Raw genomic sequence first — 24,173 nt, forward strand, 5'->3', positions numbered from 1 at the left:
TAGTGGAAATAATCAACAGATCAACTGCGTTATTCTAGGTTCATGTGACTATTGAATTTTAACCATAGGAGAGCGCAGTATGACTTGGCGTGGGTCTACAACAGTTAAAGACAGGATTTTTGCTTGCTTGCCTTATTTGCTTCCTGTTGTTGAAGTTTTTGCATTTGGTCAATTTTTTCTCACCCAGTTTCCACCCGTGCAATATTTATTTTTGCCCTTGCTGCCATTATTGAGAATTTACTATGGCGTTCGCTATGCTGGATTGATTATTTTCTTTGCTTTATTTATCTTTGTGGTGCGAAACGAAAAAATCAGTCATTTTATTCGTTTCAACACTATGCAGGCAATTCTACTGGACATTATAGTTTTCTTGTTTGGTGTCCTCACTGATGTTGTTGGACTGCTTCCAGCTGGAGGTTTTGCTGTCCAGACCTTATACACTACTGTTTTTCTAGGCATAGTGGCAGCATGTGTATATTCTATGATCCAGTCGCTGTTAGGGCGTTACGCAGAAATTCCCGCCATTTCTGATGCAGTATACATGCAACTGCCACGCTAGGTATCAACTACCACTACTGTGTTTTCCAGACGACCAATGCCTTCGATTTCTATACGGACGCGATCGCCTACATTCAGAGGCCCAACTCCCACAGGTGTACCTGTCAGTATAATATCCCCCGGTAATAGTGTCATGATCTGACTGATGTAGGACACAAGGTAGTCTGGAGGAAAAACCATTTGATCTATAGTGGCAGATTGTACAGGAGTCGGCTCTTCATTTAAGAAAGTCTGTAATCTAGCTCCTGGGCTTAATTCCCGGACAATCCACGGGCCAAGGGGACAGAACGAATCAAAACCTTTTGCTCGTGTCCATTGACTATCTTTTTTTTGTAAGTCCCGCGCCGTGACATCATTGGCGATTGTGTAACCCCAAATTTTCATTTGGGCTTCTTTAGGTGTGCAATTAAAAGCGCGATCGCCAATAACTAATGCCAGTTCTCCTTCATAGTCTACTCGTTGTGACTGTGGTGGATAATGAATTTTTCCTAACGAAGCAATTACAGATGTGGGTGGTTTGAGAAAAATCAGTGGTTCAGCAGGCACCTCAGTTCCCATTTCCGCCGCATGTTCCGCATAATTTTTGCCGACAGCTATGATTTTTGAAGGCGCACAGGGAGCTAAAATTTCATAATCATCTGGCTCTAAAATCAAATCCGTAGGTTGACCTTGTAACCAGGGTGGAGCATCCAGCACCTGCACTTTCATGGAAAGTTGTAGCAAACCATAGTAAATCTGCCCTTCTGGATTTTGAACTCGCACAAAGCGCTGCGCCATAACCTTGATGAATACCTCTATTTGTAATCAAATCGCTTCTCGAGTCAATTGTCTACAGTCCAAAGTCTATAAACTCATGACTAACTTTACCAGTATCAGAAGTGGTGTGCCGAATCACCTAATTACCTAATTAGCAAGGGCAAACATAAAGTGGGTTGAAGCTGTATGCAGTTCCAGCTTGCTCGTTTTGCCAATGCATGTCAACTGAACACCAACTAGGTATAAGCAGTTGAACCCAAAAGACGCGTGGACAGGAGATGGTTTTTCCAAGAGTAGGGCTTCTCGCACGCAAAATCCAAAATTGTTACTACTCACCTCCTTGTTGAATCATATTTTAATTTCAGTCTTAAAAACGCTACACTCAGAAATTGTGTAAAACTCCTAAATATTGACAAATGGGATTTCACACTGTACAACTTTCCTGTATGATCATAATTCCTTGTTGCTGTATATATAAATAGGTTTTTGTATAAATTTTTACAATTAATTCCTATTGACATCAGCAGCCACATAGTCCAAAAGGAGATCAAAACCATGCAAACAGTTTATGAAACAATGTACATCCTGCGTCCTGATTTAGGGGATGAACAGGTAGAGCAAATTATTTCTAAGTATGAGAACTTGTTGCGGGAACAAGGAGCTGACAACATCCAAAGTCAGAATCGAGGCAAGCGTCGTTTAGCTTATGAAATTAAAAAGCAAAGAGATGGCATCTATATCCAACTCAACTATACTGGTCCAGGCAAAGTGATTGCGGTGCTAGAACGCGCCATGCGTCTGAGCGAGGAAGTGATTCGCTACCTAACAATTAACCAACAAGTAAAAGAGCCAAAAGCTTCTACAGAAGCAGCATAGTTAGATAGTAGTTAGTGGTTAGTAGTTAGTGTTAACAACTAACAACTAACAACTAAAAATTTATATTTCAAAAAAAGTAAAAAAAATCGTTTTTCCACTTGCCAATTTCTCCGGGAATGCTAAATTAACTAGTACTTGGAAGTACTAGCTAAAAGCAGTACAACCGCGTTTATACCTAAAAGGGGAAAGATTATTCACCGGAGCTAGTTGCCACTGTGAGCCAAACTGATCACTCCAATATTCAAGCTCTCTCTACAGAAGTATCGAAGTTGCGTCAAGAATTGCAACTTCGCGATCAATTAGTGCAACAGCTGTCTCAAGAACTGTTCCGACTGGTCAAGGGTAACACTAACTTTATGCCCCAGCCAGATATGTCTGAGCGTTATCAAAGTCAGCTTCAAACTTTGCGAGAACAACTACAAGCAGTTGAACAACAAGTAACTTTTTATCAAGAACAAATTGCAACTCGAGACGCCGAAATTTATCAGTTGCGTCAGTCGGTGCAAGAACTAACCGATCGCAGCCGGATGTTAGAGCAAGTAGTACAGGAGTTACCACAAATTTATCGTCGTAAGTTTGAAGAGCGTATGGCTCCTGTCAGAGAAAAAGTAGCAATGCTACAACGAGAAAATCGCCGGTTACAGGCTGAGCTGCAAAGTGTGAGTTATCGTTTGGCGCTGAAAACTCGTACCACTTCTCACAGTGGTATAGATTTACCAAATTTCCCGCCGATGGCATCCGACGCAAGCAATATTTCTACTGTGCAAAATGCCTAAATTTTTATTTTGGCTACGTCAGCATGTGGCAGGGCAGCCTTTATGATTTATTAGTACTCACAGCCAAAACACCAGTTGTTTAGAGAATTAACAGCTCTAGCCAAAAAGATTATAGGAAAATTTGTTCCCACGCTAGCTATTTCGGGTAGTTTATGAAGTGCGAAAGCCATACTGCAAAGCCACTGCTTGACCGTGCCAATTTTAGATTTTGGATTTTGGATTTTGGATTGAGGTTTTTCGGTTAATACCGCGTTTTAACAAGGGTTGTACAAATCTAAATTCCCAAATCTAAAATCTTCAAGCTGCATTTCCTTATCGGTGCAGTCAATCTAGAATTTTAAATCGCCAATCTAAAATCGAAAATTGATTGACCTAACCATGAGTTTTCATTTGTGAAATGGCACTTTTAACATATCGGCTGCAAACTACTTTTGTTCACAAAACCCGATTTTCCTCTGGATTGTGAACAATTTCAAATACTGAATCCAGTTGAGTGAGTTCCAAAACTAACCTCACAGGTGTTTGTACATTGCACAGCACTAGACGACAACCATTTTGTCGTGCAGCCTTAAAACCATTAACTAAAGCTACTAAGCCGGAACTATCCATAAAATCCACCTCAGCTAAGTCAATTACCCAGAGTTGATCACGTTTAGGTAATATTTCAGCCATCTTTTTGCTTAAAGCCACACCACCCTCTAAGTCCATGCGTCCTTGAGGCTTAAACAGGATAATTTGGCGTTCTGATATGAGAGTCATAAATTTTCTTGGGGTAATTGAATCGATAAAAAACAAAAAATGAGCATAAAAACTGCTTCATGTACAACCGTAAAAATACTGATTTATCCTAAAAGCTGGTAACTTACAGTAGTACGGTTGAGACGAATATTTTCAGTATTCATGCCGTATAATTTGTCTTAACTTTCCCCAATATAGGCATAAGCATCTGAGAATTTCAGTAGTATCCGTATCTTTTACAAAATTTTTATATTTATCCCAGATGTTTATAAACTTTTAATAAAAAAATTTTGCTTAATATCAGTAGGTGTTCCGATGTGGTATATAGTTAATCTACAGAAATTGTGTCAATTTGCGTCAAAAATGATACTAAATATATTCTTAGGTAAAGGATAAATATTCCAAAAACTCCGACTAATTAATGAGTTGAAGCAGACTCTTTCAAAAAATGTCGTCGTTACTTTGTAACATTTCTACTCTGTGATTTAGTTAACATTTGGATATTATATGCGTCTAAACTGATGATTTTGATAAAGTTTTTTTTAAGTTCTTACAGATACTTGACCAACTATCCCTTGATGCTGCAAGAAAGCGGATTTATCCGTGGAATAAATCGAAAATCCAAAATCCGGCGGATTGATCGGTAGGGTCAATCCAAACAAAATTGTCTGACTTTGGTTCATGTTTCTCTCAAAGGCTTGATTGACACACCATCAGAGAACAAGCCAAGATATAGTGAAGGTAAACATTTGTAAAGGCTGCGGTGCTGAATGTCTTTGGAATTTATCTCGTTAGAAAATATCCAAAGGATTGCCCATGAATATGGATACTGGGCAATTTTTTTCGGAATATTGTTAGAGAACTTGGGCATTCCCATTCCTGGTGAAACCGTAACCCTAGTCGGTGGGTTCCTAGCTGGTAGTCATGAATTAAATTACTGGCTAGTTCTAGGTGATGCTGTTACGGGAGCAGTGATTGGTGGTATTTGCGGTTATTGGATTGGTAGAACTGGCGGTTGGTCAATGTTAGTGCGATTTGGCAGCCTGTTTAGATTCTCTGAAGCCCGGCTGTTGAGTATAAAAGAGCAATTTAGCGAAAATGCGGCAAAAGCAGTATTTTTTGGGCGTTTCTTTGCCCTGTTGAGAATTTTTGCCGCCCCTATGGCTGGTATAGCTGAAATGCCTTTTGGAAAATTCTGTTTTTATAACATATTAGGTGCAACTGTGTGGGCTAGTGTGATGGTGACACTATCATTCTTTGCTGGCACAATCGTCTCTCTGGAGCAGTTAGTTGCTTGGGTAAGTAAATTCGCGATCGCTGCGTTATTAATCCTTGCAGCTTTTATCATTATTCCCTTGTGGTTAGAGGCTAGACAAGCTAATAACCCAGCAGGAGAGTGATAGGGAGATGGGGTGATGGGGGCTAGGGGTCCCCACTTTGTGGGGTTGGGGGGTGATGGGGAGTGTGAGGAGTAATAATACTCTCTATATTGTCTTCCTTGTCCTCTTTGTCCCCTTTCTTTTTCCGATCTCTGATCCCCTATCCCCTTCTATGCTCTGCCCAAATCCGAGTCGGTAGACCCCAAACGTAAATGAAGCCTTCCGCTGCTTTATGATCAAATTTGTCATCAGCTCCGTAGGTTGCCAAGTCAGGAGTGTACAAAGAATTTTCCGAATGACGCCCAACGATGGTAGCGTTACCCTTAAATAACTTCACCCGAATTGTTCCAGAGACTTGCTCTTGGGTTTTTTGAATAAAAGCATCTAGGGCTGCTTTCAGGGGACTGTACCACAAGCCGTTGTAAATCATTTGGCTGTAAGTTTCTTCAATACCCCGCTTGTAATGGGTAACATCTGCTGTGAGAGTCAGGCTTTCTAAATCACGATGGGCTTGAATTAATATCACCATTGCGGGAGATTCGTAAATTTCCCGCGATTTAATCCCCACCAAACGATTTTCGATCATGTCGATGCGCCCAACACCGTGATTTCCTGCAACTTGGTTAAGTTGTTCGATTAACTCAATGGGCCTTTTTGTTTCACCGTTGAGGCTGGTAGGAATACCTCTAGTAAAACCAATTTCAATGTATTCTGGTTCGTTGGGAGTGTCAGCGATCGCTTTTGTCAATAAATAAATTTCTTCTGGTGGTTCCACTGTGGGATCTTCCAGAATACCTGCTTCGATACTCCGACCAAGTAAATTGCGGTCAATACTGTAAGGAGAAGACTTTTTCACGGGTGCAGGAATGCCAAACTTTTCTCCGTAAGCAATTGTTTCCTCACGACTCATACCCCATTCCCGTGCAGGTGCGAGAATTTTCAGATTTGGGTTCAGGGCTGCAACAGATACATCAAAACGCACCTGATCGTTACCTTTACCAGTGCAGCCGTGAGCGATCGCATCAGCACCGTATATTTCTGCTGTTTCTACCAAAACCTTAGCAATCAACGGACGGGCTAAGGCTGTTGCCAGAGGATAACGATTTTCGTAAAGCGCGTTGGCTTGAATGGCAGGAAATGCATAATCTTTGACAAACGTGTCTTTGACATCTGCCACTAATGACTTACTCGCACCTGATTTTAGGGCTTTCTCTCGGACTGGTTCTAATTCATCTCCCTGTCCCAAGTCTGCTGCTAGGGCAATTACTTCTTCTACACCCCACTCATTCTTGAGGTAGGGAATGCACACCGATGTATCTACTCCGCCAGAATATGCCAGGACAACCTTTTTGGCGCGACCCATTAGCTTCTCCAGTCAAAAAACAAAGAATCGAGTCAATATTATATCCAAATAGGCCTTGCATATTTTGTTCATTTAAAGATATTGGGTAGCAAATTATCCCAAAATCCAAAATCATATTACCCACTCCGGGGTATACGCTCAATCTCCGCATATCCACTGAAAATTAATCGTTTTCCTTCGGTTTCTAAACGATTCAGCCGCATCTTGACTCCATCCAAGTCAAAGCGATCCAAATCAACCATGTTATCTAGAATTTCGACTAAGGCCAAACTCAAGTTTTGGGAAAGTTCTCGTTGTGCTTCTGGTACTTGTTCAAGGTCAATTTCTGGATTGGTAAAAGAAATACGCCGTCGCCTTTCAATACCCACAGCTACAGTCATACTCATTGGCACGAGTTCACCGTTATTTAAATCTGCTTTTGCCAAAATTCGTAGGCGATTTTCCGGCAATAGTTCTACTTGAACGTCATTGAAAGAGACTGGCTTACCACCAGAGAATACAGTCAAAGCAGGTAAGGATTGGTTCAACAATCGCTTGGTGACTAGCTCTGCTTTAAATGCCTGGTTGATACCATCTTCTGTCAATACAACTTGAGCGATCGCTTGTGTCGGTTGTCTCAGACGCAGTTTGCCACTTAAAACAGAGCTAAAGTCAATGGCGACAGCATCGGTTTCTATAAAAATTTCTTCAGCAGCAAAATCTCTACGGATAACCAAGCCACGGCCTTTCATTGTGAAACTATCAATGCTGCCTTGCAATAGCTTGCTGGAAGGGTGACAGCGGACAAAGACTTCTACTGACTCGCTTTTGGTGAACAGGTGGCGAATTGTTTGGGTAACAACAGTGTTGAGTATCTGTTCTCCCCAGTCTGTGCCTTTTGGATTTGTTAAACCAGTAAGTCCGCCGAACATTGGGTTGATGTCTCTAGAAGTTCTTTGTATTTTTGTAACAAATTGTGAAGAGAACAGCAACCATCTAGTGATTGGTTGTGCTGATGGTTATGTGTGACTGAAACAATCCTGGCAAATCACTAATGGCTTTTGCTACAAGTGCGATCGCTAAGCATAATTGGTGTAGGTGCGTGACGCTGTTGCTAACCACCTATCGAATCAAAAATACGGTAGAAAGAGTAAAATAAATGGTACGACCGCGCAAAGTATTTGCTCAGCATTGGCTCAAAAGTGAAAAGGCACTTGCAGAAATTATTCAAGCTGCAAAATTGGAACAGGGCGATCGTATCTTAGAAATAGGACCTGGCACTGGCATTTTGACTCGCCGTATATTACCCTTAGTACAATCTTTAGTTGCAGTTGAAATTGACCGCGACTTGTGCGAGCATTTGGCTAAAGAATTGGGTAAGCGCGAAAATTTCTTACTTCTACAGGGAGATTTTTTAGAGTTGGATGTACCATCTTTGCTAGAAGGTTATCCAGCTTTCCAAAACCCCAATAAAGTTGTTGCTAATATTCCCTACAATATCACCGGGCCAATTATCGAAAAAATCCTGGGTACAATTGCTAACCCTAACCCAGAACTATATGATTTAATTGTGCTGTTGGTACAAAAAGAAGTAGCAGAAAGACTTGTAGCAAAACCAGGGTCAAAAGCATGTGGGGCATTGACAGTGCGGGTACAATATTTAGCCGAGTGTGAATTAATCAGTATTGTGCCAGCAAAAGCATTTTACCCACCGCCTAAGGTAGACTCTGCGGTAGTGCGATTAATACCCCGAAAAATCGAACCCGCAGCCCAAGATCCTCGGAAACTAGAGACTCTGGTAAAATTGGGTTTTGCAGCAAAGCGTAAAATGTTACGAAATAATTTGCAATCGGTAGTAAAACGCGATCGCTTGACCCAATTACTGGAACAATTAGAAGTAAATCCTCAGGCTCGTGCTGAAGAACTTAGCATCGGGCAATGGGTTGCCTTAAGTAATCAATTAGAGGTTAATAGTTAGTGGTTAGTAGTTGGTTGTTGATGGTTAGTAGTTAGTAGTTATGATTCTATTTATCACACTCGCCATACTCTTTCCATCTCCCCATATCCAAAAATGCGTTCTTACACCCTGATTGCTCCTGCAAAAATCAACTTATATTTGGAAATCATAGGCGATCGCCCTGACGGTTACCACGAGTTAGCAATGATACTGCAAAGTATTAGCCTTGCTGATCAAATTGAGATCCATGCAGGTAGCACTGACAACCTTCGCGTTCGCTGCAATCATCCGCAAGTACCGACAGATAAAAGTAATTTAGCATACCGTGCTGCTGAACTCATGGCAGCAGAATTTCCCGATGCTTATGCTAAGTATGGTGGTATAGATATTACCATTACCAAACGTATTCCTGTTGCTGCTGGGTTGGCTGGAGGTTCAACAAATGCAGCAGCGGTTTTGGTAGGTATAGACTTGTTGTGGAACTTAGGACTCACTCAATCGGAATTAGAAGAACTGGGAGCGATTTTAGGTTCCGATGTACCGTTTTGTGTAGCTGGTGGTACTGCGATCGCTACAGGTAGAGGTGAGCAACTTTCTACTCTAGCTGGTTTAAACAATATATATATAGTATTGGCAAAGTACCGTAGTTTAGAAGTATCGACTGCTTGGGCTTATAAAGCCTACCGCGCCTCATTTGGTAGTTCGTATATCAAGGATAAAGAAAGTTTGGCTGCGCGTGCTGATGCTGTACATTCTGGGGGAATGGTGAAAGCGATTTTGCATCAAGATGTCAAAGAAATCGCCGAGAGATTGCACAATGATTTAGAAAAGGTAGTACTACCAGCTTATCCGCAAGTTATGCAACTACGTGAGATATTTGCTAGTCAGGAGAATGTTTTAGGTACAATGATGTCTGGTTCTGGACCGAGTGTGTTTGCACTGTGCGAGTCAAAGCAGCAAGCAGAACAAGTTAAGCAGCGTGTCAGGGAAGCAATACCTGATGAAGATTTAGAATTGTTTGTGACTGAGTTTGTCACACACGGCATTAAGATAGCATCTTAACAGTTATCAGTCGGGTAATTTTTATGAGTGAACCAGAAGAGACTCAAACGCAAGCTAAAGCCACCCCCTTACGTAGTTTAATCGGCGCTGTGATTTCCGGAAGTTTAGCATTTGCTGCTTATTTTCTGATGAGTGCGATCGCTACTAGTTTTGCTGCCAAGCCGCTTCATTCTGATAATGTAATTGTGCTGAGAATTTCCTCTGCTGTGCGTACTTTAGTTTTGGGTATAGCTGCTTTGGGTTCTGGAGTATTTGCCATTGTTGCTATTGGTTTAGTAGCTTTGGCTATTCAGCTATTTTTCCAGCAACTAGTAAAGCGTGAGTCTTAAGTCCTAAAAATCGACCAGCGTGCAAGGCGGTAAATACTTTACAATTCTCTTTAGCAAACACTCTGTGTTCCTGGTGCGTTTAAAAATACTAATACTGCTTGTTGTTTAGTTCAGGGTGATGCTAAATTGTTACGGTTCACCTCAATCACTTCTGTATACTCAAATTCATTGGGGCTTTGTTTAACAAGAGGATATTTTTCTCCTCCTAACTCTATATAATCTTGTTCACAATCAGGTTTAGAAGAATAGTAAACTAAGATATATTCTCTACCAATTCTCTCGGCTATTTCTGCTTCTACTTCACCTCGCCATTGGGTTTTAGTTACTAACACAACTAATTGATTTGCTAATTTAGGAATTATCTTCGCAATCTGACGGCGATTAATTACATCCAAACTACCAAAAGGTGAATCCATGACTATCGGTAAGGTGCTAGTATCTGGAACCATTAACATTTTTCTTTGACTCCACTCCCTTACCCTATCGATAATTCCGCCAATAAAAGATAAACTGAGAATTTGATTTTCGCCAGTGGAAGCAGCGACTGGTGCTTCTGTACCCGCTGTCTTTTCTACTAGCATCAGCTCGTATTTGTCGCTGATTTTAGGAATGTAAGGCGTAAATGAGATTTCGCTAAATATTTCTTGGACTCGCTTTTCTAGTTGCAAGCGAAATTGTTGTTCTTGGCGTGCTTTGACTAAATTTAATCTATCAATTGCATCTTGGGTAGCAACAATTCGGCGCTGTGCTAGTGCTTGGCGTTCTTCATTAAATTTTTGTCTAGTAATTTGTTTATTTAAGCTTTCAATTTCGGTTTTGTAGTTGGCTATTTGCTGTTGATTTGCACCTTGTTCTAAGGTTAAATCAGTAATTTTTTCTTCTATCTCATCCAAGCGTTTTTGTAAGTTGCGAATTTCTTCACTAGGGTCTTTTCGTAACCTTTCTTGGATGTTATCTAAATCTGCTTCAATTTGAGATATGCTTTGTCGTAACTGATTAATTCCTGCTTGTTCTCGATCAACTTCTTCCCAAAATCCTGTTGCTTGTTTATCAATTTCATCAACTTGAGCATTCATCCGAATAGCAGTTTCTTCTACTATTGATGAGCCTGCTTTTTCTAACAAGCTTTTAATATTTGTGTGTGCATGGGTTCCTTCATGTAAGGGAGTACCACAAATGCAACGTTGAGAATCAAGTAAATTATGTATAAATTCCCGCGAGATTCCAGAGGTTAATTCACCTCGTTGCTTGAAATCTGCAATGATGTCTCGAAATTGAACTGTAGTTTCTGAAAGAAAGACTGTATAACCACGTGTGGAAATCGTTTTTTTCAGCGCATTCCACTTTTTTTTTAGTTCTTCTTGATTTAAAGATTTTTGTGATTCTAAATCCTGTCGTCTTTCTTGTAATTCTTTGGCAGCACTGAGTTCTCGCAAACGATTATTAGTTTCTTTTTTAATAGTTTGTTGATATTCTAATTCTTGCTTAATCTCCGTTTGCCGTTTGTTAATTCGCTCAATTTCTTGCTCAATTTTGGCTTGTTGTTTGAGAAGCTGTTTAGTTTCGGAATCACCAATAATTTTTAACTCATTTTCTAGCGTTTTTTTAGCTTCGCTCAAATGTCTAATAGAGCGATTAATTACTTCAACTCCCAACAAAATTTTTGTAGCTTCAGCAATTTCAGCTTTTTTATCAGAACGGACAATATGTTCTATACGCTCTCCATCAAAGAAGAAATACTGGTGTAAGCTGCTAGGCAATATTTGATTAATAATATCTTCTAAGTTTTGATTGGGTGGGACAAAATACCAAGAACCATCATCTCTACCTACCCACATACTCAATTCTGTTTTTCCGGGTTCAAAGTAACTTTCATTTTTATAAACCCGACAAGCACGTTTAATGCGGTAGCATTTATTATCATGCTCCCAGATAATTTCTACCCAACATTCTATAGGTTGCCCAATTTTTGCTTCAGCGATCGCCCGCTTATTTACTAACTGTTCTGCTGAGGCAAAAGCAGCACTAAATTTCTCGTACAATACCCAAGTAAATGCGTTCAAAAAATTAGTTTTACCTGCGCCGTTATTACCATGAATTACTGTCGTGTTGCGAATATCTCCATGAGCAAATATAATTTCTGGGGTTTTTCCATAGAAGGAGCGAAAGTTACACAGCTTAATGGAAATGAGCTTCATCGCACAGCATCCTTCACAATCCTTAAAATATCATCATTGATATGGCTGTTACTTTTTTTATCTAACCTGCTTTTTTCTAATTGCCATACTTGTTCGATGATTTGCCGTACTTCTGGAGGAGCAGTTACTATTGGTTCTTGAACATCATCTATGTTGGGCTGATGATTCATTACTTGCTTATTTAGATAAGAATGTGATTTTTTATATTTTAATCACGGATAAGATTGCGATCGCATCCGTAGAGGTACTGTCTCTTTTACATCATTGTTAGTGGTTGTTGATTGTTAGTAGTTGTAGAGACGTACCATGGCACGTCTGTAAAGTGGTGAGTAGTTGGTTCTAGGTAAGAGGGAACTCTTAACAGGAAATAGGTAATTTCTTCCTTGTCCCCCTTGTCTCCCCATCTCTTCCTTCAAACATCCAATAACCCATATCGCTTTTGCAAATCAAGCAACTTAATTCTTGCTTCACCAGCATTGTCTGCTAAATCAGCAAATTCTACAAAGCGCCGTAATTCTTTTCTTAATAAATTGCGTTCTACTTCTAAAGTTTTTCTGTCTAAATCTGGTGGTAAAACAATCATGTCAAAAATTGTTGCCCTTTCTTTGCCTGGATGAGGACGCAAAACTCGTCCACGTCTCTGGATAAATTGCCGAGGATTACCAGAACTTGCCAAAATTACAGCTGTTTGAATTGCAGGGATATCTACACCTTCGTCTAAACAGCGAATTGCTACTAAACCTTGTAATTCACCACTTTCAAATTGGCGCCGTAAAATCTCTCTTTCTTCTAAAGAAGTCTGGGCAGTGTAGGTATTAATTCTGTAACCTAATTCTACTCCTAATATTTTGGCAACTTCTTTAAGTTGATGTAAATTATAACCCCGTCCTACTTCTTGAGAACCATCACCACAATAAAAAAGCGTGTGACTTGTTTCACGACGAGTTGCCATTAATTCACGCAACGCTTTTAGTTTATTTGCTGCTGCACCAATTAATCTGGCTCTTTGCATTAATAATGGTTTTAAATCTTCAATATCTTCAAAATAATTTGATTCTCCAATTTCTTTTTCCTTGTATAGTAAAGCCTTACCAATTTTTTGGGTAATTTTTGCATAGGCACGGCTTTCTGCTTCAGTTAATTCGACTAAAATTGGATAATAAAGATAATGTACTAAAGCACCTTGATGAATAGCATCTTTTAAAGTAAATTCTGGTTGGAGAACCGAACCAAAATAATTAAAAATAGATTGAGTCCCAGTTTCGTCAAAATATCTTTCTGGTGTTGCAGATAAAGCTAAGCGCAAACCTACACGACGTGGCAAACTTTCTTCCAATTTAGGCGCGCCTAAATTATGGGCTTCATCACCAATAATTAAAGTTTTCTCAGGAAAATATTTCAGTTGAGATTGGAAACCATCACCAATTAAGGTGGAATTGGTGGTGATTACTGTGATGAATGGTTGTGATCCAGAATGTACGTTGTAGAGTTGACTAGACAGTTGACTCTGCCAACTGCGTAAATTCTCAAAAGCCAAAATGGGTTGCAAATTAAATTTTTCACATTCTCTTGCCCATTGAGCGACAAGATGACGGTAAGGACACACTACCAATAATGCTTGTAAGTGAATTTGTTTATATAACTCGCAAGCAACAGCAAGTGCAGTAATTGTTTTACCACTACCCGTTGCCATTTTTAGTGTACCTCTGCCGTTGTTGGCAAACCAGTTATTGATGGCTTGACGCTGATATTGCCGCAATTGCAAAGATGCTGGCATTTGCGGACATCCTGGTAATGATGGCTGAGTTTGATAATTACCCTTACTTTCACCTGCAAATGGTAATTTCAGGCGATAGTTTCCCGAAGGTTTACTAACTGTGGTTGAAAAACTGGGTATTGGGCGGACTTTTTGCTGTGTCAGATACATTGATGGGGGATTGGGGATTGGGGATTAGGAGGTGGTGGGGTGGGGCGATGGGGTGGTGGGGTGGTGGGGTGATGGGGTGAAATCTTTCTCCCAATCTCCCCACCATCAAGTTTTCCCTTTTCCCTCTAACTATAAATACGCCAGATACCAACAAGGGAACCTTGTACTTGTACCTGCATGGCTGGTACTTCGATGGGGTTGTATTTAGGATTGGCAGGTTTGAGAATAATGCGATCGCCGTTTCTGTAAAATCGTTTTAATGTCGTACCGTATCCGTCTACTCTAGCAGCGATAATTGTGCCATTTTTAAGTTGGTCTGGTTCTGGTACGGGACGCAAAAAAACCAAATCTCCATCAACAATTGAATCTTCGATCATGCTGTCGCCTGCTACCCGCAAAGCATAGGTTTGGGGTGGTAAAGGCATATTTGAAAAGTCGAAATGTTCGACAGCATCGGTGAAGGGTTCTATTAAACCGCCAGCAGCAATTGTGCCTAAAATCGGTATACCTTGCTTTAATGGATGTAAAATTCTAATTGTTCTTGCCTTACCCTCACTCCATTCAATGTATCCTTTGGCGCGCAGATGTTCTAAACGACTTTGAATTGGTGCTGGCGATTTTAAATTCATCGCTTCCATCATCTGTCGAATCGAAGGAGAATGCTGATGTTCTCGGATAAATTCTGCTAACCAATCGTAAAGTTCTTGTTGCGCTTCCGTTAGTCTTTCCATAAATTTGTAGGGAGGTAAAAATAAATGTTCCTTAGAACATTAGTACTACAAAAAACCCCCCTATGTCACAGTTATGAATTATTAATTATAAATTATGAAATTAGGAGACAGTATTTTTACTTAAACTTTATCATTTCCTATTCACAATTCATCATTTATTCTGACTCTGCTCCTAAAATACTAGCAAGCAAAGCTTTTTGTACGTGCATACGATTTTCCGCTTGATCCCAAACTCTTGATTGTGAACCTTCAATCACTGCATTAGTAATTTCTTCGCCACGATGGGCTGGTAAACAGTGTAAAACGATCGCTTGTGGATCGGCAAGGCTCAATAGCTGCTCGTTGATTTGGTAGGGTTGAAAAATGGGCAGACGGTCATTTGCTTCTGATTCTTGACCCATGCTTGCCCATACATCAGTGTAAAGTATATGAGCTCCTTTGGTTGCTGTTTCAGGATCGTTGGTGATAATTACTTGAGTTTTATTATTAGCGATCGCTCGTGCTTTTTCAATAATTGTTGCATTTGGTTCAAATCCATTTGGTGTGGCAACTTTTACATTCATCCCTACCAAAGCACAACCTAGCATTAAAGAATTGGCGACATTATTACCGTCACCGACATAAGTCAAGGTTAGCCCAGATAAACTGCCAAAACACTCTTGAATTGTTAATAAATCTGCTAAAACCTGACATGGATGTTCCAAGTCAGTCAAAGCATTAATAACAGGAATTTTGGCATAATGGGCAAAAATATCTAATTCCTGCTGTGCAAAAGTGCGAATTGCTAAAATATCCAAATATCTATCCAAAACCCTAGCAGTATCTTGCACAGGTTCGCCGCGACTCACTTGCGTCACATTTGGATTTAAATCTATTACCTGTCCACCCAGTTGATACATCGCCACGGAAAAACTCACCCGTGTGCGAGTGGAAGCTTTGGAAAATAACAGCCCCAAAACTTTATTACATCGTAAATTTAACTGTTGAGATTTCAAATGGATTGCCATTTGCAGGAGTTCTTGAACTTCCTGGGAACTGAGGTCTGCCAGACTTAATAAATCTCGTCCGCTCAACAATGCCATGCTTCTCGTTTGTAAAGAAAAACTACATTTTCCCGGTTCTGCACACTGCCGTGCAAGAAGTAGCGCTCTAAAACTCTACCAAATATTTATCTATCTAACCTATAGTTTGAGACGGCTGTGATAGTTAGATTTGTTTATCAATTTATCAGTGAGAAACAACATTATTTTTGGAAATTTTCATCATTCTTTGGACATAAAAATTGAGTAACCGAACTAAGTAAATTATCATTCTACCCCCATAAAGTTGATAGTTGACAGTTAATTAGCTTATGGTATAATTGTAAATTAGTGCAATGCTTGAAGTAAATCAGATCACCAAAGCCATGCCAGCATAGCACAGTGGTAGTGCATCCGACTTGTAATCGGAAGGTCGTCGGTTCAAATCCGACTGCTGGCTTTAGAGACCATCACTGACCAGAAAGCACCGATACACAAGCATTGACCAAAGGTAACAACGGGCCTAATTGCTCTTGTCCATTCACGGCTAAATCGCTGTGACACAAATAAACTCTCTTGGACACACGGGAGAGCAAATCTGCCAAAATTCTGCGTAGCCGCTTTTCTTCAGCTAATTGTTCATCTTCTACTGTCCAAGGTTTACCTAACCTCTCTCGCAGAAAGAAAGGCGCACCAAACAAAGTTGCTGCACCACCCTTTGCCCACAGTGGTGAACTCGCATCTAACCAGAAATGCCAGCGATGAGAACGCCGACTTGAACGATATTGGAAGATAGTAGCTAAAGTTACAGCCTTAGCTGCTGCCCCCATCGGACTGATGGGGTAAGGATTAGCGGTGATTGTACCGCGCTGGAGTAATTGAATAAATTCGGCAATTGTAGCTTGAGGAGATGATGCAGTGGAGGTGAGACGCGATGTTTTATTTTTCCCCGCTTCTTCAGCTTGGGGAATCTGCCGCAGTCTTGTATCAATTTCCCAGTAATGTTGGGCAGTTTCCAGTAATTCCCGCAGCGCTGCCAGTTGATCGTAAGCTAGATTGCTACCATCCCACAAAAAGCGCTGAATAGCCCTATCCAACAAAGAAATGGGACTAGGGATTAAACGTAATTCCTGTTGCGATCGCTGTTCCTCTAGCCACTTTAAAATCTCACTGTAGGCTGTAGTCGCTGCATAACCAAGTCGATCCCAACGATCAAATGATGTCACGGGCAACAAATTCGGATTTTCTGGATGGGGTTGAAAACAGTAATCTGCAATTAAACCAGCACGTACCGGATCAATTTTTGGTTGATGGGATGCTGGAGTGGTGGGGTGGTGGGGTGGTAGGATGAAATCTTTCTCCCCATCTCCCCGACTCAACACCACCAACATTTCCGCTACAGCATCTCGATCCACCAAACGTCCTAATCCTGGATATACTAGTGCCAGAACAGTAAGTAAAGCCCGGATGACGGGGGAAGCAATCAGAGGGCGTTGGTCGTTGAGTGATTCTACTGCAATGCCTTGCTTGGTGATAATTTCTGTGAGAGTATAGCGAGCGATCGCATCTAAACCAGGGGCAATTACTGCTACTTGATCTGGTTCTACTTCCCCTTGTTTAATAGCCTGCACAATCACTTCTGCTGTTTGTCGCAACAATTGAGCGCGGGATGTAGCTTGAATCGATTGCACTACTTCCGGTAAGCTCAATAGCGTCATTGGTTCAGTGAGGATTTCTAGCATTGGTGTTGTCAGTTTCTGTGCCAAGCTATTGTAAGGTGAGTCAGTTAAGGTTTCTTGCTGACAGTATGCTGCTAACTCTTGCATATAATTGGGGTCTGCACCCAAACCCAGGCGCACTACCCCATCAGGATTGTAGGTAAACGCTCCTACTGCCTTATCATCTAAAAGCAACTCAAACAAGTGACGTGCTACAGCTGGGTAATCTTGCACGTCATCAGCCAATATTCCCTGATAGCGTTGTCTGAGTCTTTGCTGGTAATTGGAGTCGGTTAACAAGTATTGATTGTAAAGTTCTGTAATGATTCCGTAGGAAAGTAAGCCTCGTTCCAAACACCAGTTACGCCAATCTAGCAGCAAAGCCGACAAAAATTCTGGTTCTAAATTGGTGACATTATCCTCTGGTGCTAAGGCTACTGCTAAAATCCTGCCAATGTCTTCTACCGATGTACCACTGTAAGCTGCCAATTGTAATAGGTCAAGGATGCGACGTACCAAACGGTACTCACTAGTACCTGCACGGCGCAAAATCCCCTCATCTAACCGGGGACGCCAAAGTCTAGTTGCCAATTCCTGTTCGGTTTCTGGACGCAATCTCACAGGAAATTGTGCCTTTAGCTTTAAATATTGAACTAATAAAGGCCAAAATAAAATTACTTCGTCCTGAAAAAAACCCAAAGGAGTTTTACATCGTACTGGATATTGTCCTCTAGTTGCCGTAACAAGTCTATCTGCTAATTCTCGCCGATTATCGTCATTAGCAGCCAAAATTAAAACTGTTCCTTCTTTTTGATAAGGATACAGAGCTTTTGATAAGCGATCGCTACTTTTGACTCTACTTTTTTTAGTATAAAATGATTCCTGATCGTAATTTTCATCTTGCATCCAGCGAGCGAACTGTTCTACCAAGCGAGCAGTTTTGCCACTGCGACTCGTACCAAAAATCCAAACAGAATGAGAAAACACAACTGTCTTCATGTGAATTTGTTAAGATACCTCGTACGTTAAATTAAGGTTAAAAAATACCAAAAACAGGCTGGATGATTGCCTAAGATGAGTAATTCAGGTTTAGGTCAAAAAATTTACACTTTTTTGCTGGCAGCATACGAATTATACCTGCGGACACCAGAACGTTCATTGAATAAGGCGTATGAGGCTGCCCTGAAAATTCAAAAAATAGAAAATGAGCATTTTAATGGTAACAAAATAGACTCTCATTCAACTACATATAGCAGCAGTATTATTGATTATTTTGAGTCAGATCTGAAAAAAGAATTAAAAATCATTCGGATGCGGCTAACGGAGTTTAAAGCCAGCCGTTATTTGTTAAGTGATTCAAATCAAAAAGCATTTAGAAAATTAGGTATCGAGCCTCTCAATCCTTCAGTAATTTTAGACAAGCTCAGATTTATCGATGGAATCGTAGCAAAATACACCTTTGTTGAGGAAGAACTTGGCCCCCAAGATCGTGTTTCCAAACCTATAGATATACCAGTTGAATCTCTTGTACTTCAACCAAAACCACAAAATATTTCTAGAAAGAACTTAGATAAAGAACCACGGAGTAAAACCGATACAACTGGTGTATTACCTCGTTCTATATTTAATACTATCTATCGTCTGCAAGCAGAATTAGACCCACAAGCAGAGCAGAATGTTGTTCAAAATTTTCGTACTGCTCAAAAAAGAACTATTATCTCGGTTAGATTTATATTACTGTTAATAATCGTACCAATTCTTACTCATCAGCTATCAAAAGCTTTTGTTGTTGGACCAATTATTGACCATTTTAGAAACCCTGAACAAGCAGTTATTTTCCTGAATGAAGAAATGGAAGAACAAGCACTGCTAGAGTTACAGAGATTTGAAGAAAAAATTAAGTTTGAAAATCTGCTGAGTAATGTTAGTGTTCCCATAGAAAATATAGAAGCTCAGATCAGGGAAAAGGCAGAAGAAATTGCCGGAAAATTTCGTCAAGAAAGTGCCAATGCTGTCAAAAACGTTTTTGCAGATATTTTATCTGTAATTGCATTTGTTTTTCTTTTAGTAACTAGTAAAAGAGAGATCGCTGTACTCAAAGGTTTTTTTGATAATATAGTTTATGGTCTCAGTGATAGCGCCAAAGCATTTATCATCATTTTATTTACAGACATTTTTGTTGGATTTCACTCTCCTCATGGTTGGGAAGTAATTTTAGAAGGAGTATCACGTCATTGGGGATTACCAGCCAATCATGATTTTATCTTCTTATTTATTGCTACCTTTCCAGTTATCTTAGATACTATCTTCAAATACTGGATTTTCCGCTACTTGAATCGTATTTCACCTTCAGCAGTTGCTACCTACCGCAACATGAACGAGTAGTTATTGGTTGGTAGTTGTTAGTTGGTTGGAATTTCAAAACTAAACATCAAACAACAATCAACAAACAACAAAATATAATATGCAAAAAAACTTGTTGCTATCTGTCTGAGTCTCCCCGTCGTACCATTAATTTTTTTGTAACCATAAAATCTTTAACTTATAGGGAACTCAGTCCACCAGAATGCAGATTGTGGCTGAGCGTTCAATCGCTACAGATAAATATCTCATGCTTCCCGCTGCTTTAGCCTTAATTTGTGCTGATTTTCACTTTATAGAAACCAACGGCAAAATTGAACGTCGTATTGTGAGTCGTTACGTTCTCGATCAAGATACTGGAGGTGCTATTAAAGCAGCAAGCAGAGTAGATTATTTTTTGGCTACTGGTAAACAAGTAGGCGATCGCGCAGGTGTCACCGTCAGCAATGGACAACTATATTATTTGTTCCTCAAACCGTAGTTTGGCAGTGTGCGCAGTGTGGGAACCGTGGGAAGTGTGGGGAAGGCAGACAAGGGAAGGGAGGAATTACCTATTTCCTCTTGAGAATTAACAGTTAAGAGTTCCCTCTTACCAATGTAGAGACGTGCCATGGCATTTCTCTACAACCACTAACAACCAACAACCAACAACCAACTACTTTTGCATAAATCGGAAATACCATGCCTTCAATTTGTATCTCAATATATTCCTAAATAAGTGGGATTAACTATAAAAATCTCACCATCGGCTACATTGGTCGAGCAATCGGGGGTTGAAAGTGATCAAGATTATATTTGATACTGACCTAATAATAGAAGCTTTGATGAATCGTAACGGTTTTGGAGAAGAAGTTAGTAAATTATTAGATAAGGTACATCCATTGATTCAGATGTATATTACAGATATTGGATGGCAAAAAATATACACTTATGCCAGTCGTTTACGAGATAACCAAATAGCAGAAGTAGTAGTCGATTGGTTAAAAGAAAAAATAAAAATTTGTCATGTAGATCAGACCGTTCTCCAGCAAGCACGCACTTCACCTCTTCAAGATTTTGAATCTGCTGTTGAACTGTGCTGTGTTAATTATGAAGAGCTAGATGCAGTTGTTACCCATAAACTAAGTGATTTTACGGAAGCTCCTTATAAATATTGCGTTTGGTCAGTAGCAGAATTGTGGGTACGGGCAAACTTAGAAAGTCAGCTACAAGCCACCAAGCTTAGCTAAGGGAACTACAAATTTCCTTTGTCTCCCTTGTACCTCTTAATAATTCCTTAACTACTTTTGAGTAGATGATTGCTGTAAGCGTTGTAATCGAATCGTTGCTTCTTCTATTTGCTTTTGCAACAAAGTCAGATTTGCTTCCATTGTTTTCTTGTGGACTTCTAGTAACTCCGTTTCTTTACGTAGACGGGTCATCCTCGCCTTGTGGTCTTGCGTTCGTCCTGGTTGATAGATAATACCAAGATAAATTGTGACATTAGAAGCGTCTAAAGTATTCACACCTGCGGAAAGATTAAAACCAAAGTCATTCTCAGTATTGACGTAGGCATTGGGAAGATAATTGAGAGGATAAATATTGGGATAATTAATCGTATTGGAGTTATTGTTGTTTGAGGAGGTATTGGAGTTAGTTACAGGAACCTGTGGACTCGACTGCAAGATTTGATTGAAAGATGATTCATTGCCTACAGTGGCTGATTGATTGCTATTGGCTGTTTGGGAATAGGCGGGATAAAGGTTTAAAGCTTCTAGAAGCAGTATAAATAAAGAACAAGAAATAAATTTTAAATAATTATTTAATACCAACGGTAGCAAACCCTTTTTCATCTTTTTGCGTAATTTTTTACTAAGCAAAGCGTGGCAGAAATTAATAAACAGTCAAGAATACTCCCAAATACTAAACGTAATCAGCATTATTCTCTTCTGCTTTCTGCCTTTATGCAATAGGCTTGCTATATTAATTTACCGTACAGTACTAGCGTACACTTAAGTTGAGAGTGTAATGTAAAAGACCATTGCCACTTGTTTGTTGAGAGGAACTAATACCAGGACCACTCAGTTCTACACTAACTCCAGATGATGCAGGAGCATAGCGTCCTGAAATTTCAACTATATGCTCTCCAGCAGATAGTAGAGGTGATAGATTAATTTCAACTTGGCTACTGCTAAGTCGTTTCACAACTTTACCATTCAAAAGAACGTCACCACTCAATTGACTACCAGAAGTACTAATCCGCAAAATATGGGGTTGACGAAGATCAGTTGCACTCAAACTGACTGAACTTGTTTGATATCCAGAAGAATAGTTAGACTGCTGACTAAAAGTACTGGAGTTTCTCATATCATCACTATTGCTGTCCACATGAACAGAAGAGGTTTGGACACTAATGAAATTCTGAGCCAAAGCTGCGGAAATGTTAGCAATCAAAGCTAAGCAGCAGGCAATAAATAATAGCTTTTTCATAGCTTTATGGGGTTTAGAACAGGTATGGAACTCATCCACCTGCTTGAATGCTGATAGAAAACTTGGGTCTGAACGAACCTGCAAAAAAACCGGGTCTTTAACAATAGAGCGATCGCGCTCATTTCAAAACTATCGTAAAAAACCCAGTTTAGACCTTAGTCAAAACATTAATTAATCCGAAGTTTTTAAACTAGAATACTTCGGAAAAGTTAATATTTAGATTTGTATCTTGCTGATCAGCTTTATCGCTTGGGAACACCAACACCATTAAGAAAGTTGGGGTCAGCAGCTGGGTTGTATACATCAACTGGAACATGAACTTTTACACCTACATCTCCTTTACCAGGAGTATTACTGGTAGCACCTCCACCCACAACTGAATTGCTGTTTACATTTTGTTGAGCAGAATTAGGGCCAGTATTGACTTGAGTAGATGTATTGGTGACACTGTTACCAGTACAATTTTCCCCAAACTGCTGATTTGGATTATGTGTTTGCTGAGCTGGTGTTTTAGAACCGCTAACATCTACTTGTACTGCTACATCAGTGATGACACAGCCTAATGCTGATGCAGGACGAGTAAAAGAAGGAGCAAAAAGGGGGGAAACAACAGTCAGTGAGAACAAACCCACAGAAAGAAACTTAAATTTCATGATGATCGTAACCTCTTGAACTATTTACAGGTAGATGTGGTTGTAGAACTGTAAGTACTATTGGAACCGTTAACGGATCTTTGAACACTTTGTTGAGTCAAAGTTCTGCCGGTACAGTAGCTGCGTGTGTTTTGAGGAACCTTAACAGTTTGAGGAACGACAACAGTTTGAGGAATTTTTACAGTCGGAACAGTGTATACACCATTTTTTTGGATACGTACCCCAGAAGTAGGCAAGCGCAGAGGATATATGCTTGTTGTGGATTTGGGATTGTTTCTAATCGTAATACCGTTGTTTGAATCGACTATTACCCTACTATTGCCGTTTTGAATGTCAATGTCGCCTGCTGTGGCTATTCCGGCAGGTAATACCATCAGCGCAGAGAGTGCAAGTATGGAAATTGAAAGTTTAGCAGGCATGGCGTGAATACCTCACATATCAGAAAAAACCGATTTTTTGTTTTACCAGGTAATTCGGTTAACCTTGGTCTTAGCTGAGTTGGCGTTGCTGGAATAATAGAATGGTTTTGTCACTCTTAGAGAATTAGAGAATAGACAACGCCTCATCACTTAAGCTTGTCTAGGCTTGTACAGCTAATTTTAACGGCAGTAGCCGTTAGCTATCTTCAGCGCATCTTGAACAGAAAGCTGGTTCGCTTGATTTACAACTGTGTTAAATTCACCGATAGCAACCCCAGTTTGTTGAATATTTTGGTTGGAAACCTGTACGTTACCACCTGGTTTGCAGTAACCATTACCTACGCTGGTTGAGTTTTGGATGCTCTGCTGATTAGCATTGTTAACAACTGTGTTACCGCGACCAGTTGCAACACCAACTTGATCAATGTTTTGCTGATTTCCTTGAATATTTTGAGCAAAAGCAGCAGAAGGAGCTACAATCAAAGCAGTAACTACTAAACCAAAAGTTTTAACTTTACTGAACATATCTTTTAACCTCTTGTGTTGTTGTGTTTTGTTGATTTAGATTTGGCGTTGCTTGCCTTAAGGTTGGCAACGCCTCTTGATTTAAGGCAGTTTTGATTTTTTGATTGGGAGATGCACCTATCTGATCATCTCGCTTTCCACCTTAGTTAACTTCAGTTACAGTTGGTTATACCGTTAGCAATCTCAGTAGCGGTTTGTTGAGCCAGCTGACCACCAACGTTAGCTACAGTATTAACTACACCAACAGCAGCTCCATTTTGGGAAAGATTCTGATTAGATATTTGACCGTTGAAGGTAGCTTGGCAGGAAATACCATTCTTAATCTTAGTAATGCCTTGAACAGCTGTCTGAGTAGCATCGTTAACAATAGTATTAGCAGT

Annotated in this window: 24 protein-coding genes, 1 tRNA gene and 2 pseudogenes; 11 read left to right on the plus strand and 16 right to left on the minus strand. The window is 40.0% G+C overall.

The genetic code is table 11. The features are described 5' to 3' along the window. Positions 1 to 79 precede the first annotated feature (79 nt). Positions 80 to 559 (plus strand): Tic20 family protein, encoded by a 480-nt coding sequence (locus UYK_RS0114725; RefSeq protein WP_009454499.1) that lies wholly within the window; start codon positions 80 to 82, stop codon positions 557 to 559. Here the strand turns inward: UYK_RS0114725 and UYK_RS0114730 are convergent. Continuing rightward, positions 556 to 1,335, minus strand: coding sequence for a fumarylacetoacetate hydrolase family protein (locus UYK_RS0114730; RefSeq protein ID WP_016871662.1), 780 nt, complete (start codon positions 1,333 to 1,335; stop codon positions 556 to 558). The genes UYK_RS0114725 and UYK_RS0114730 overlap by 4 nt on opposite strands. 534 nt (positions 1,336 to 1,869) lie before the next feature. Here UYK_RS0114730 and rpsF point away from each other — a divergent pair. Then, the gene (gene rpsF, locus UYK_RS0114735) at positions 1,870 to 2,190 is read left to right on the plus strand and encodes a 30S ribosomal protein S6 (RefSeq protein WP_009454503.1); all 321 of its coding nucleotides are present in this window, start codon (positions 1,870 to 1,872) and stop codon (positions 2,188 to 2,190) included. 215 nt (positions 2,191 to 2,405) lie between these two features. Next, on the plus strand, positions 2,406 to 2,966 hold the full coding sequence (locus UYK_RS0114740) for an Npun_F5560 family protein (RefSeq protein ID WP_009454505.1): 561 nt from the start codon (positions 2,406 to 2,408) through the stop codon (positions 2,964 to 2,966). 435 nt (positions 2,967 to 3,401) lie between these two features. Here the strand turns inward: UYK_RS0114740 and UYK_RS0114745 are convergent, their stop codons facing one another. Next, entirely contained in the window at positions 3,402 to 3,725 is a 324-nt protein-coding gene (locus UYK_RS0114745) for an STAS domain-containing protein (protein WP_009454507.1), read from the minus strand. A 749-nt stretch (positions 3,726 to 4,474) separates the two neighbouring features. Between UYK_RS0114745 and UYK_RS0114750 the strand changes: the two genes are divergently transcribed. Then, on the plus strand, positions 4,475 to 5,104 hold the full coding sequence (locus UYK_RS0114750) for a DedA family protein (protein ID WP_009454509.1): 630 nt from the start codon (positions 4,475 to 4,477) through the stop codon (positions 5,102 to 5,104). A 139-nt stretch (positions 5,105 to 5,243) separates the two neighbouring features. Here UYK_RS0114750 and UYK_RS0114755 read toward each other — a convergent pair whose 3' ends face one another. Together UYK_RS0114755 and UYK_RS0114760 are read right to left on the minus strand one after the other, a co-directional pair. After that, on the minus strand, positions 5,244 to 6,446 hold the full coding sequence (locus UYK_RS0114755) for an argininosuccinate synthase (RefSeq protein ID WP_009454510.1): 1,203 nt from the start codon (positions 6,444 to 6,446) through the stop codon (positions 5,244 to 5,246). A gap of 116 nt (positions 6,447 to 6,562) precedes the next feature. Next, the gene (locus tag UYK_RS0114760) at positions 6,563 to 7,357 is read right to left on the minus strand and encodes an LmeA family phospholipid-binding protein (RefSeq protein ID WP_009454512.1); all 795 of its coding nucleotides are present in this window, start codon (positions 7,355 to 7,357) and stop codon (positions 6,563 to 6,565) included. A 227-nt stretch (positions 7,358 to 7,584) separates the two neighbouring features. Here UYK_RS0114760 and rsmA point away from each other — a divergent pair, with 227 nt between their 5' ends. From rsmA to UYK_RS0114775, 3 genes are all read left to right on the plus strand, one after another. Further along, a complete protein-coding gene (gene rsmA, locus UYK_RS0114765) occupies positions 7,585 to 8,403 on the plus strand; it encodes a 16S rRNA (adenine(1518)-N(6)/adenine(1519)-N(6))-dimethyltransferase RsmA (RefSeq protein ID WP_016871663.1) in 819 nt (272 codons plus the stop codon). A 93-nt stretch (positions 8,404 to 8,496) separates the two neighbouring features. Next, positions 8,497 to 9,444, plus strand: a complete 948-nt coding sequence (ispE, locus tag UYK_RS0114770) for a 4-(cytidine 5'-diphospho)-2-C-methyl-D-erythritol kinase (protein WP_009454516.1) — start codon at positions 8,497 to 8,499, stop codon at positions 9,442 to 9,444. A 23-nt stretch (positions 9,445 to 9,467) separates the two neighbouring features. Continuing rightward, complete coding sequence (locus UYK_RS0114775) at positions 9,468 to 9,773, plus strand: DUF3082 domain-containing protein (protein WP_016871664.1); 306 nt, start codon at positions 9,468 to 9,470, stop codon at positions 9,771 to 9,773. Between the two features lie 110 nt (positions 9,774 to 9,883). Here the strand turns inward: UYK_RS0114775 and UYK_RS0114780 are convergent, their stop codons facing one another. The 5 genes from UYK_RS0114780 to argF all read right to left on the minus strand — a co-directional run bounded on the left by UYK_RS0114780 (position 9,884) and on the right by argF (position 15,711). After that, complete coding sequence (locus tag UYK_RS0114780) at positions 9,884 to 11,971, minus strand: AAA family ATPase (RefSeq protein ID WP_016871665.1); 2,088 nt, start codon at positions 11,969 to 11,971, stop codon at positions 9,884 to 9,886. Beyond that, the gene (locus UYK_RS26795; protein WP_009454522.1) at positions 11,968 to 12,141 is read right to left on the minus strand and encodes a hypothetical protein; all 174 of its coding nucleotides are present in this window, start codon (positions 12,139 to 12,141) and stop codon (positions 11,968 to 11,970) included. The genes UYK_RS0114780 and UYK_RS26795 overlap by 4 nt, the downstream gene beginning before the upstream one ends. A gap of 242 nt (positions 12,142 to 12,383) precedes the next feature. Then, positions 12,384 to 13,898 (minus strand): DNA phosphorothioation system restriction enzyme, encoded by a 1,515-nt coding sequence (locus tag UYK_RS0114790; RefSeq protein ID WP_009454523.1) that lies wholly within the window; start codon positions 13,896 to 13,898, stop codon positions 12,384 to 12,386. A 125-nt stretch (positions 13,899 to 14,023) separates the two neighbouring features. Next, entirely contained in the window at positions 14,024 to 14,629 is a 606-nt protein-coding gene (gene lexA, locus UYK_RS0114795; RefSeq protein WP_009454525.1) for a transcriptional repressor LexA, read from the minus strand. Positions 14,630 to 14,784: 155 nt separating this feature from the next. Continuing rightward, positions 14,785 to 15,711: an ornithine carbamoyltransferase gene (gene argF / locus UYK_RS0114800; protein ID WP_009454528.1), complete on the minus strand. Its 927-nt coding sequence runs from the start codon at positions 15,709 to 15,711 to the stop codon at positions 14,785 to 14,787. A 325-nt stretch (positions 15,712 to 16,036) separates the two neighbouring features. Here argF and UYK_RS0114805 point away from each other — a divergent pair. Further along, positions 16,037 to 16,108: transfer RNA gene (locus UYK_RS0114805), tRNA-Thr, on the plus strand. Positions 16,109 to 16,118: 10 nt separating this feature from the next. Here UYK_RS0114805 and UYK_RS0114810 read toward each other — a convergent pair. Continuing rightward, entirely contained in the window at positions 16,119 to 18,365 is a 2,247-nt protein-coding gene (locus UYK_RS0114810) for a PD-(D/E)XK nuclease family protein (protein WP_009454530.1), read from the minus strand. A 75-nt stretch (positions 18,366 to 18,440) separates the two neighbouring features. Here UYK_RS0114810 and UYK_RS0114815 point away from each other — a divergent pair, with 75 nt between their 5' ends. From UYK_RS0114815 to UYK_RS0114825, 3 genes and pseudogenes are all read left to right on the plus strand, one after another. Next, positions 18,441 to 19,751 carry a proton extrusion protein PcxA gene (locus UYK_RS0114815; protein WP_016871666.1) on the plus strand — a complete coding sequence of 437 codons (1,311 nt, stop codon included), beginning with the start codon at positions 18,441 to 18,443 and terminating at the stop codon, positions 19,749 to 19,751. Between the two features lie 190 nt (positions 19,752 to 19,941). Beyond that, a pseudogene (locus UYK_RS0114820) lies at positions 19,942 to 20,208 on the plus strand (3D domain-containing protein); the annotation flags it as partial. A 298-nt stretch (positions 20,209 to 20,506) separates the two neighbouring features. After that, positions 20,507 to 20,956, plus strand: coding sequence for a PIN domain-containing protein (locus tag UYK_RS0114825; RefSeq protein WP_016871667.1), 450 nt, complete (start codon positions 20,507 to 20,509; stop codon positions 20,954 to 20,956). 51 nt (positions 20,957 to 21,007) lie between these two features. Here UYK_RS0114825 and UYK_RS0114830 read toward each other — a convergent pair whose 3' ends face one another. The 6 genes and pseudogenes from UYK_RS0114830 to UYK_RS0114855 all read right to left on the minus strand — a co-directional run. Beyond that, a complete protein-coding gene (locus UYK_RS0114830) occupies positions 21,008 to 21,559 on the minus strand; it encodes a hypothetical protein (protein ID WP_016871668.1) in 552 nt (183 codons plus the stop codon). A 148-nt stretch (positions 21,560 to 21,707) separates the two neighbouring features. Continuing rightward, on the minus strand, positions 21,708 to 22,196 hold the full coding sequence (locus UYK_RS0114835; protein ID WP_009454540.1) for a hypothetical protein: 489 nt from the start codon (positions 22,194 to 22,196) through the stop codon (positions 21,708 to 21,710). A gap of 242 nt (positions 22,197 to 22,438) precedes the next feature. Continuing rightward, a complete protein-coding gene (locus tag UYK_RS0114840; protein ID WP_009454541.1) occupies positions 22,439 to 22,849 on the minus strand; it encodes a hypothetical protein in 411 nt (136 codons plus the stop codon). 20 nt (positions 22,850 to 22,869) lie between these two features. Then, positions 22,870 to 23,268, minus strand: a complete 399-nt coding sequence (locus UYK_RS0114845) for a hypothetical protein (protein WP_009454543.1) — start codon at positions 23,266 to 23,268, stop codon at positions 22,870 to 22,872. Between the two features lie 180 nt (positions 23,269 to 23,448). Further along, positions 23,449 to 23,793 (minus strand): hypothetical protein, encoded by a 345-nt coding sequence (locus UYK_RS0114850; RefSeq protein WP_009454545.1) that lies wholly within the window; start codon positions 23,791 to 23,793, stop codon positions 23,449 to 23,451. Positions 23,794 to 23,945: 152 nt separating this feature from the next. Then, positions 23,946 to 24,173: pseudogene (locus UYK_RS0114855) on the minus strand (filamentous hemagglutinin); the annotation flags it as partial.

The organism is Fischerella thermalis PCC 7521 (assembly GCF_000317225.1).
Taxonomy (GTDB): domain Bacteria; phylum Cyanobacteriota; class Cyanobacteriia; order Cyanobacteriales; family Nostocaceae; genus Fischerella; species Fischerella thermalis.

Coding starts and splice junctions, on each gene's coding strand:
- UYK_RS0114725 (WP_009454499.1), top strand. CDS start 80: ATGACTTGGCGTGGGTCTACAACAGTTAAAGACAGGATTTTTGCTTGC.
- UYK_RS0114730 (WP_016871662.1), bottom strand. CDS start 1,335: ATGGCGCAGCGCTTTGTGCGAGTTCAAAATCCAGAAGGGCAGATTTAC.
- rpsF (WP_009454503.1), top strand. CDS start 1,870: ATGCAAACAGTTTATGAAACAATGTACATCCTGCGTCCTGATTTAGGG.
- UYK_RS0114745 (WP_009454507.1), bottom strand. CDS start 3,725: ATGACTCTCATATCAGAACGCCAAATTATCCTGTTTAAGCCTCAAGGA.
- UYK_RS0114750 (WP_009454509.1), top strand. CDS start 4,475: ATGTCTTTGGAATTTATCTCGTTAGAAAATATCCAAAGGATTGCCCAT.
- UYK_RS0114755 (WP_009454510.1), bottom strand. CDS start 6,446: ATGGGTCGCGCCAAAAAGGTTGTCCTGGCATATTCTGGCGGAGTAGAT.
- UYK_RS0114760 (WP_009454512.1), bottom strand. CDS start 7,357: ATGTTCGGCGGACTTACTGGTTTAACAAATCCAAAAGGCACAGACTGG.
- rsmA (WP_016871663.1), top strand. CDS start 7,585: ATGGTACGACCGCGCAAAGTATTTGCTCAGCATTGGCTCAAAAGTGAA.
- ispE (WP_009454516.1), top strand. CDS start 8,497: ATGCGTTCTTACACCCTGATTGCTCCTGCAAAAATCAACTTATATTTG.
- UYK_RS0114775 (WP_016871664.1), top strand. CDS start 9,468: ATGAGTGAACCAGAAGAGACTCAAACGCAAGCTAAAGCCACCCCCTTA.
- UYK_RS0114780 (WP_016871665.1), bottom strand. CDS start 11,971: ATGAAGCTCATTTCCATTAAGCTGTGTAACTTTCGCTCCTTCTATGGA.
- UYK_RS26795 (WP_009454522.1), bottom strand. CDS start 12,141: ATGAATCATCAGCCCAACATAGATGATGTTCAAGAACCAATAGTAACT.
- UYK_RS0114790 (WP_009454523.1), bottom strand. CDS start 13,898: ATGTATCTGACACAGCAAAAAGTCCGCCCAATACCCAGTTTTTCAACC.
- lexA (WP_009454525.1), bottom strand. CDS start 14,629: ATGGAAAGACTAACGGAAGCGCAACAAGAACTTTACGATTGGTTAGCA.
- argF (WP_009454528.1), bottom strand. CDS start 15,711: ATGGCATTGTTGAGCGGACGAGATTTATTAAGTCTGGCAGACCTCAGT.
- UYK_RS0114810 (WP_009454530.1), bottom strand. CDS start 18,365: ATGAAGACAGTTGTGTTTTCTCATTCTGTTTGGATTTTTGGTACGAGT.
- UYK_RS0114815 (WP_016871666.1), top strand. CDS start 18,441: ATGAGTAATTCAGGTTTAGGTCAAAAAATTTACACTTTTTTGCTGGCA.
- UYK_RS0114830 (WP_016871668.1), bottom strand. CDS start 21,559: ATGAAAAAGGGTTTGCTACCGTTGGTATTAAATAATTATTTAAAATTT.
- UYK_RS0114835 (WP_009454540.1), bottom strand. CDS start 22,196: ATGAAAAAGCTATTATTTATTGCCTGCTGCTTAGCTTTGATTGCTAAC.
- UYK_RS0114840 (WP_009454541.1), bottom strand. CDS start 22,849: ATGAAATTTAAGTTTCTTTCTGTGGGTTTGTTCTCACTGACTGTTGTT.
- UYK_RS0114845 (WP_009454543.1), bottom strand. CDS start 23,268: ATGCCTGCTAAACTTTCAATTTCCATACTTGCACTCTCTGCGCTGATG.
- UYK_RS0114850 (WP_009454545.1), bottom strand. CDS start 23,793: ATGTTCAGTAAAGTTAAAACTTTTGGTTTAGTAGTTACTGCTTTGATT.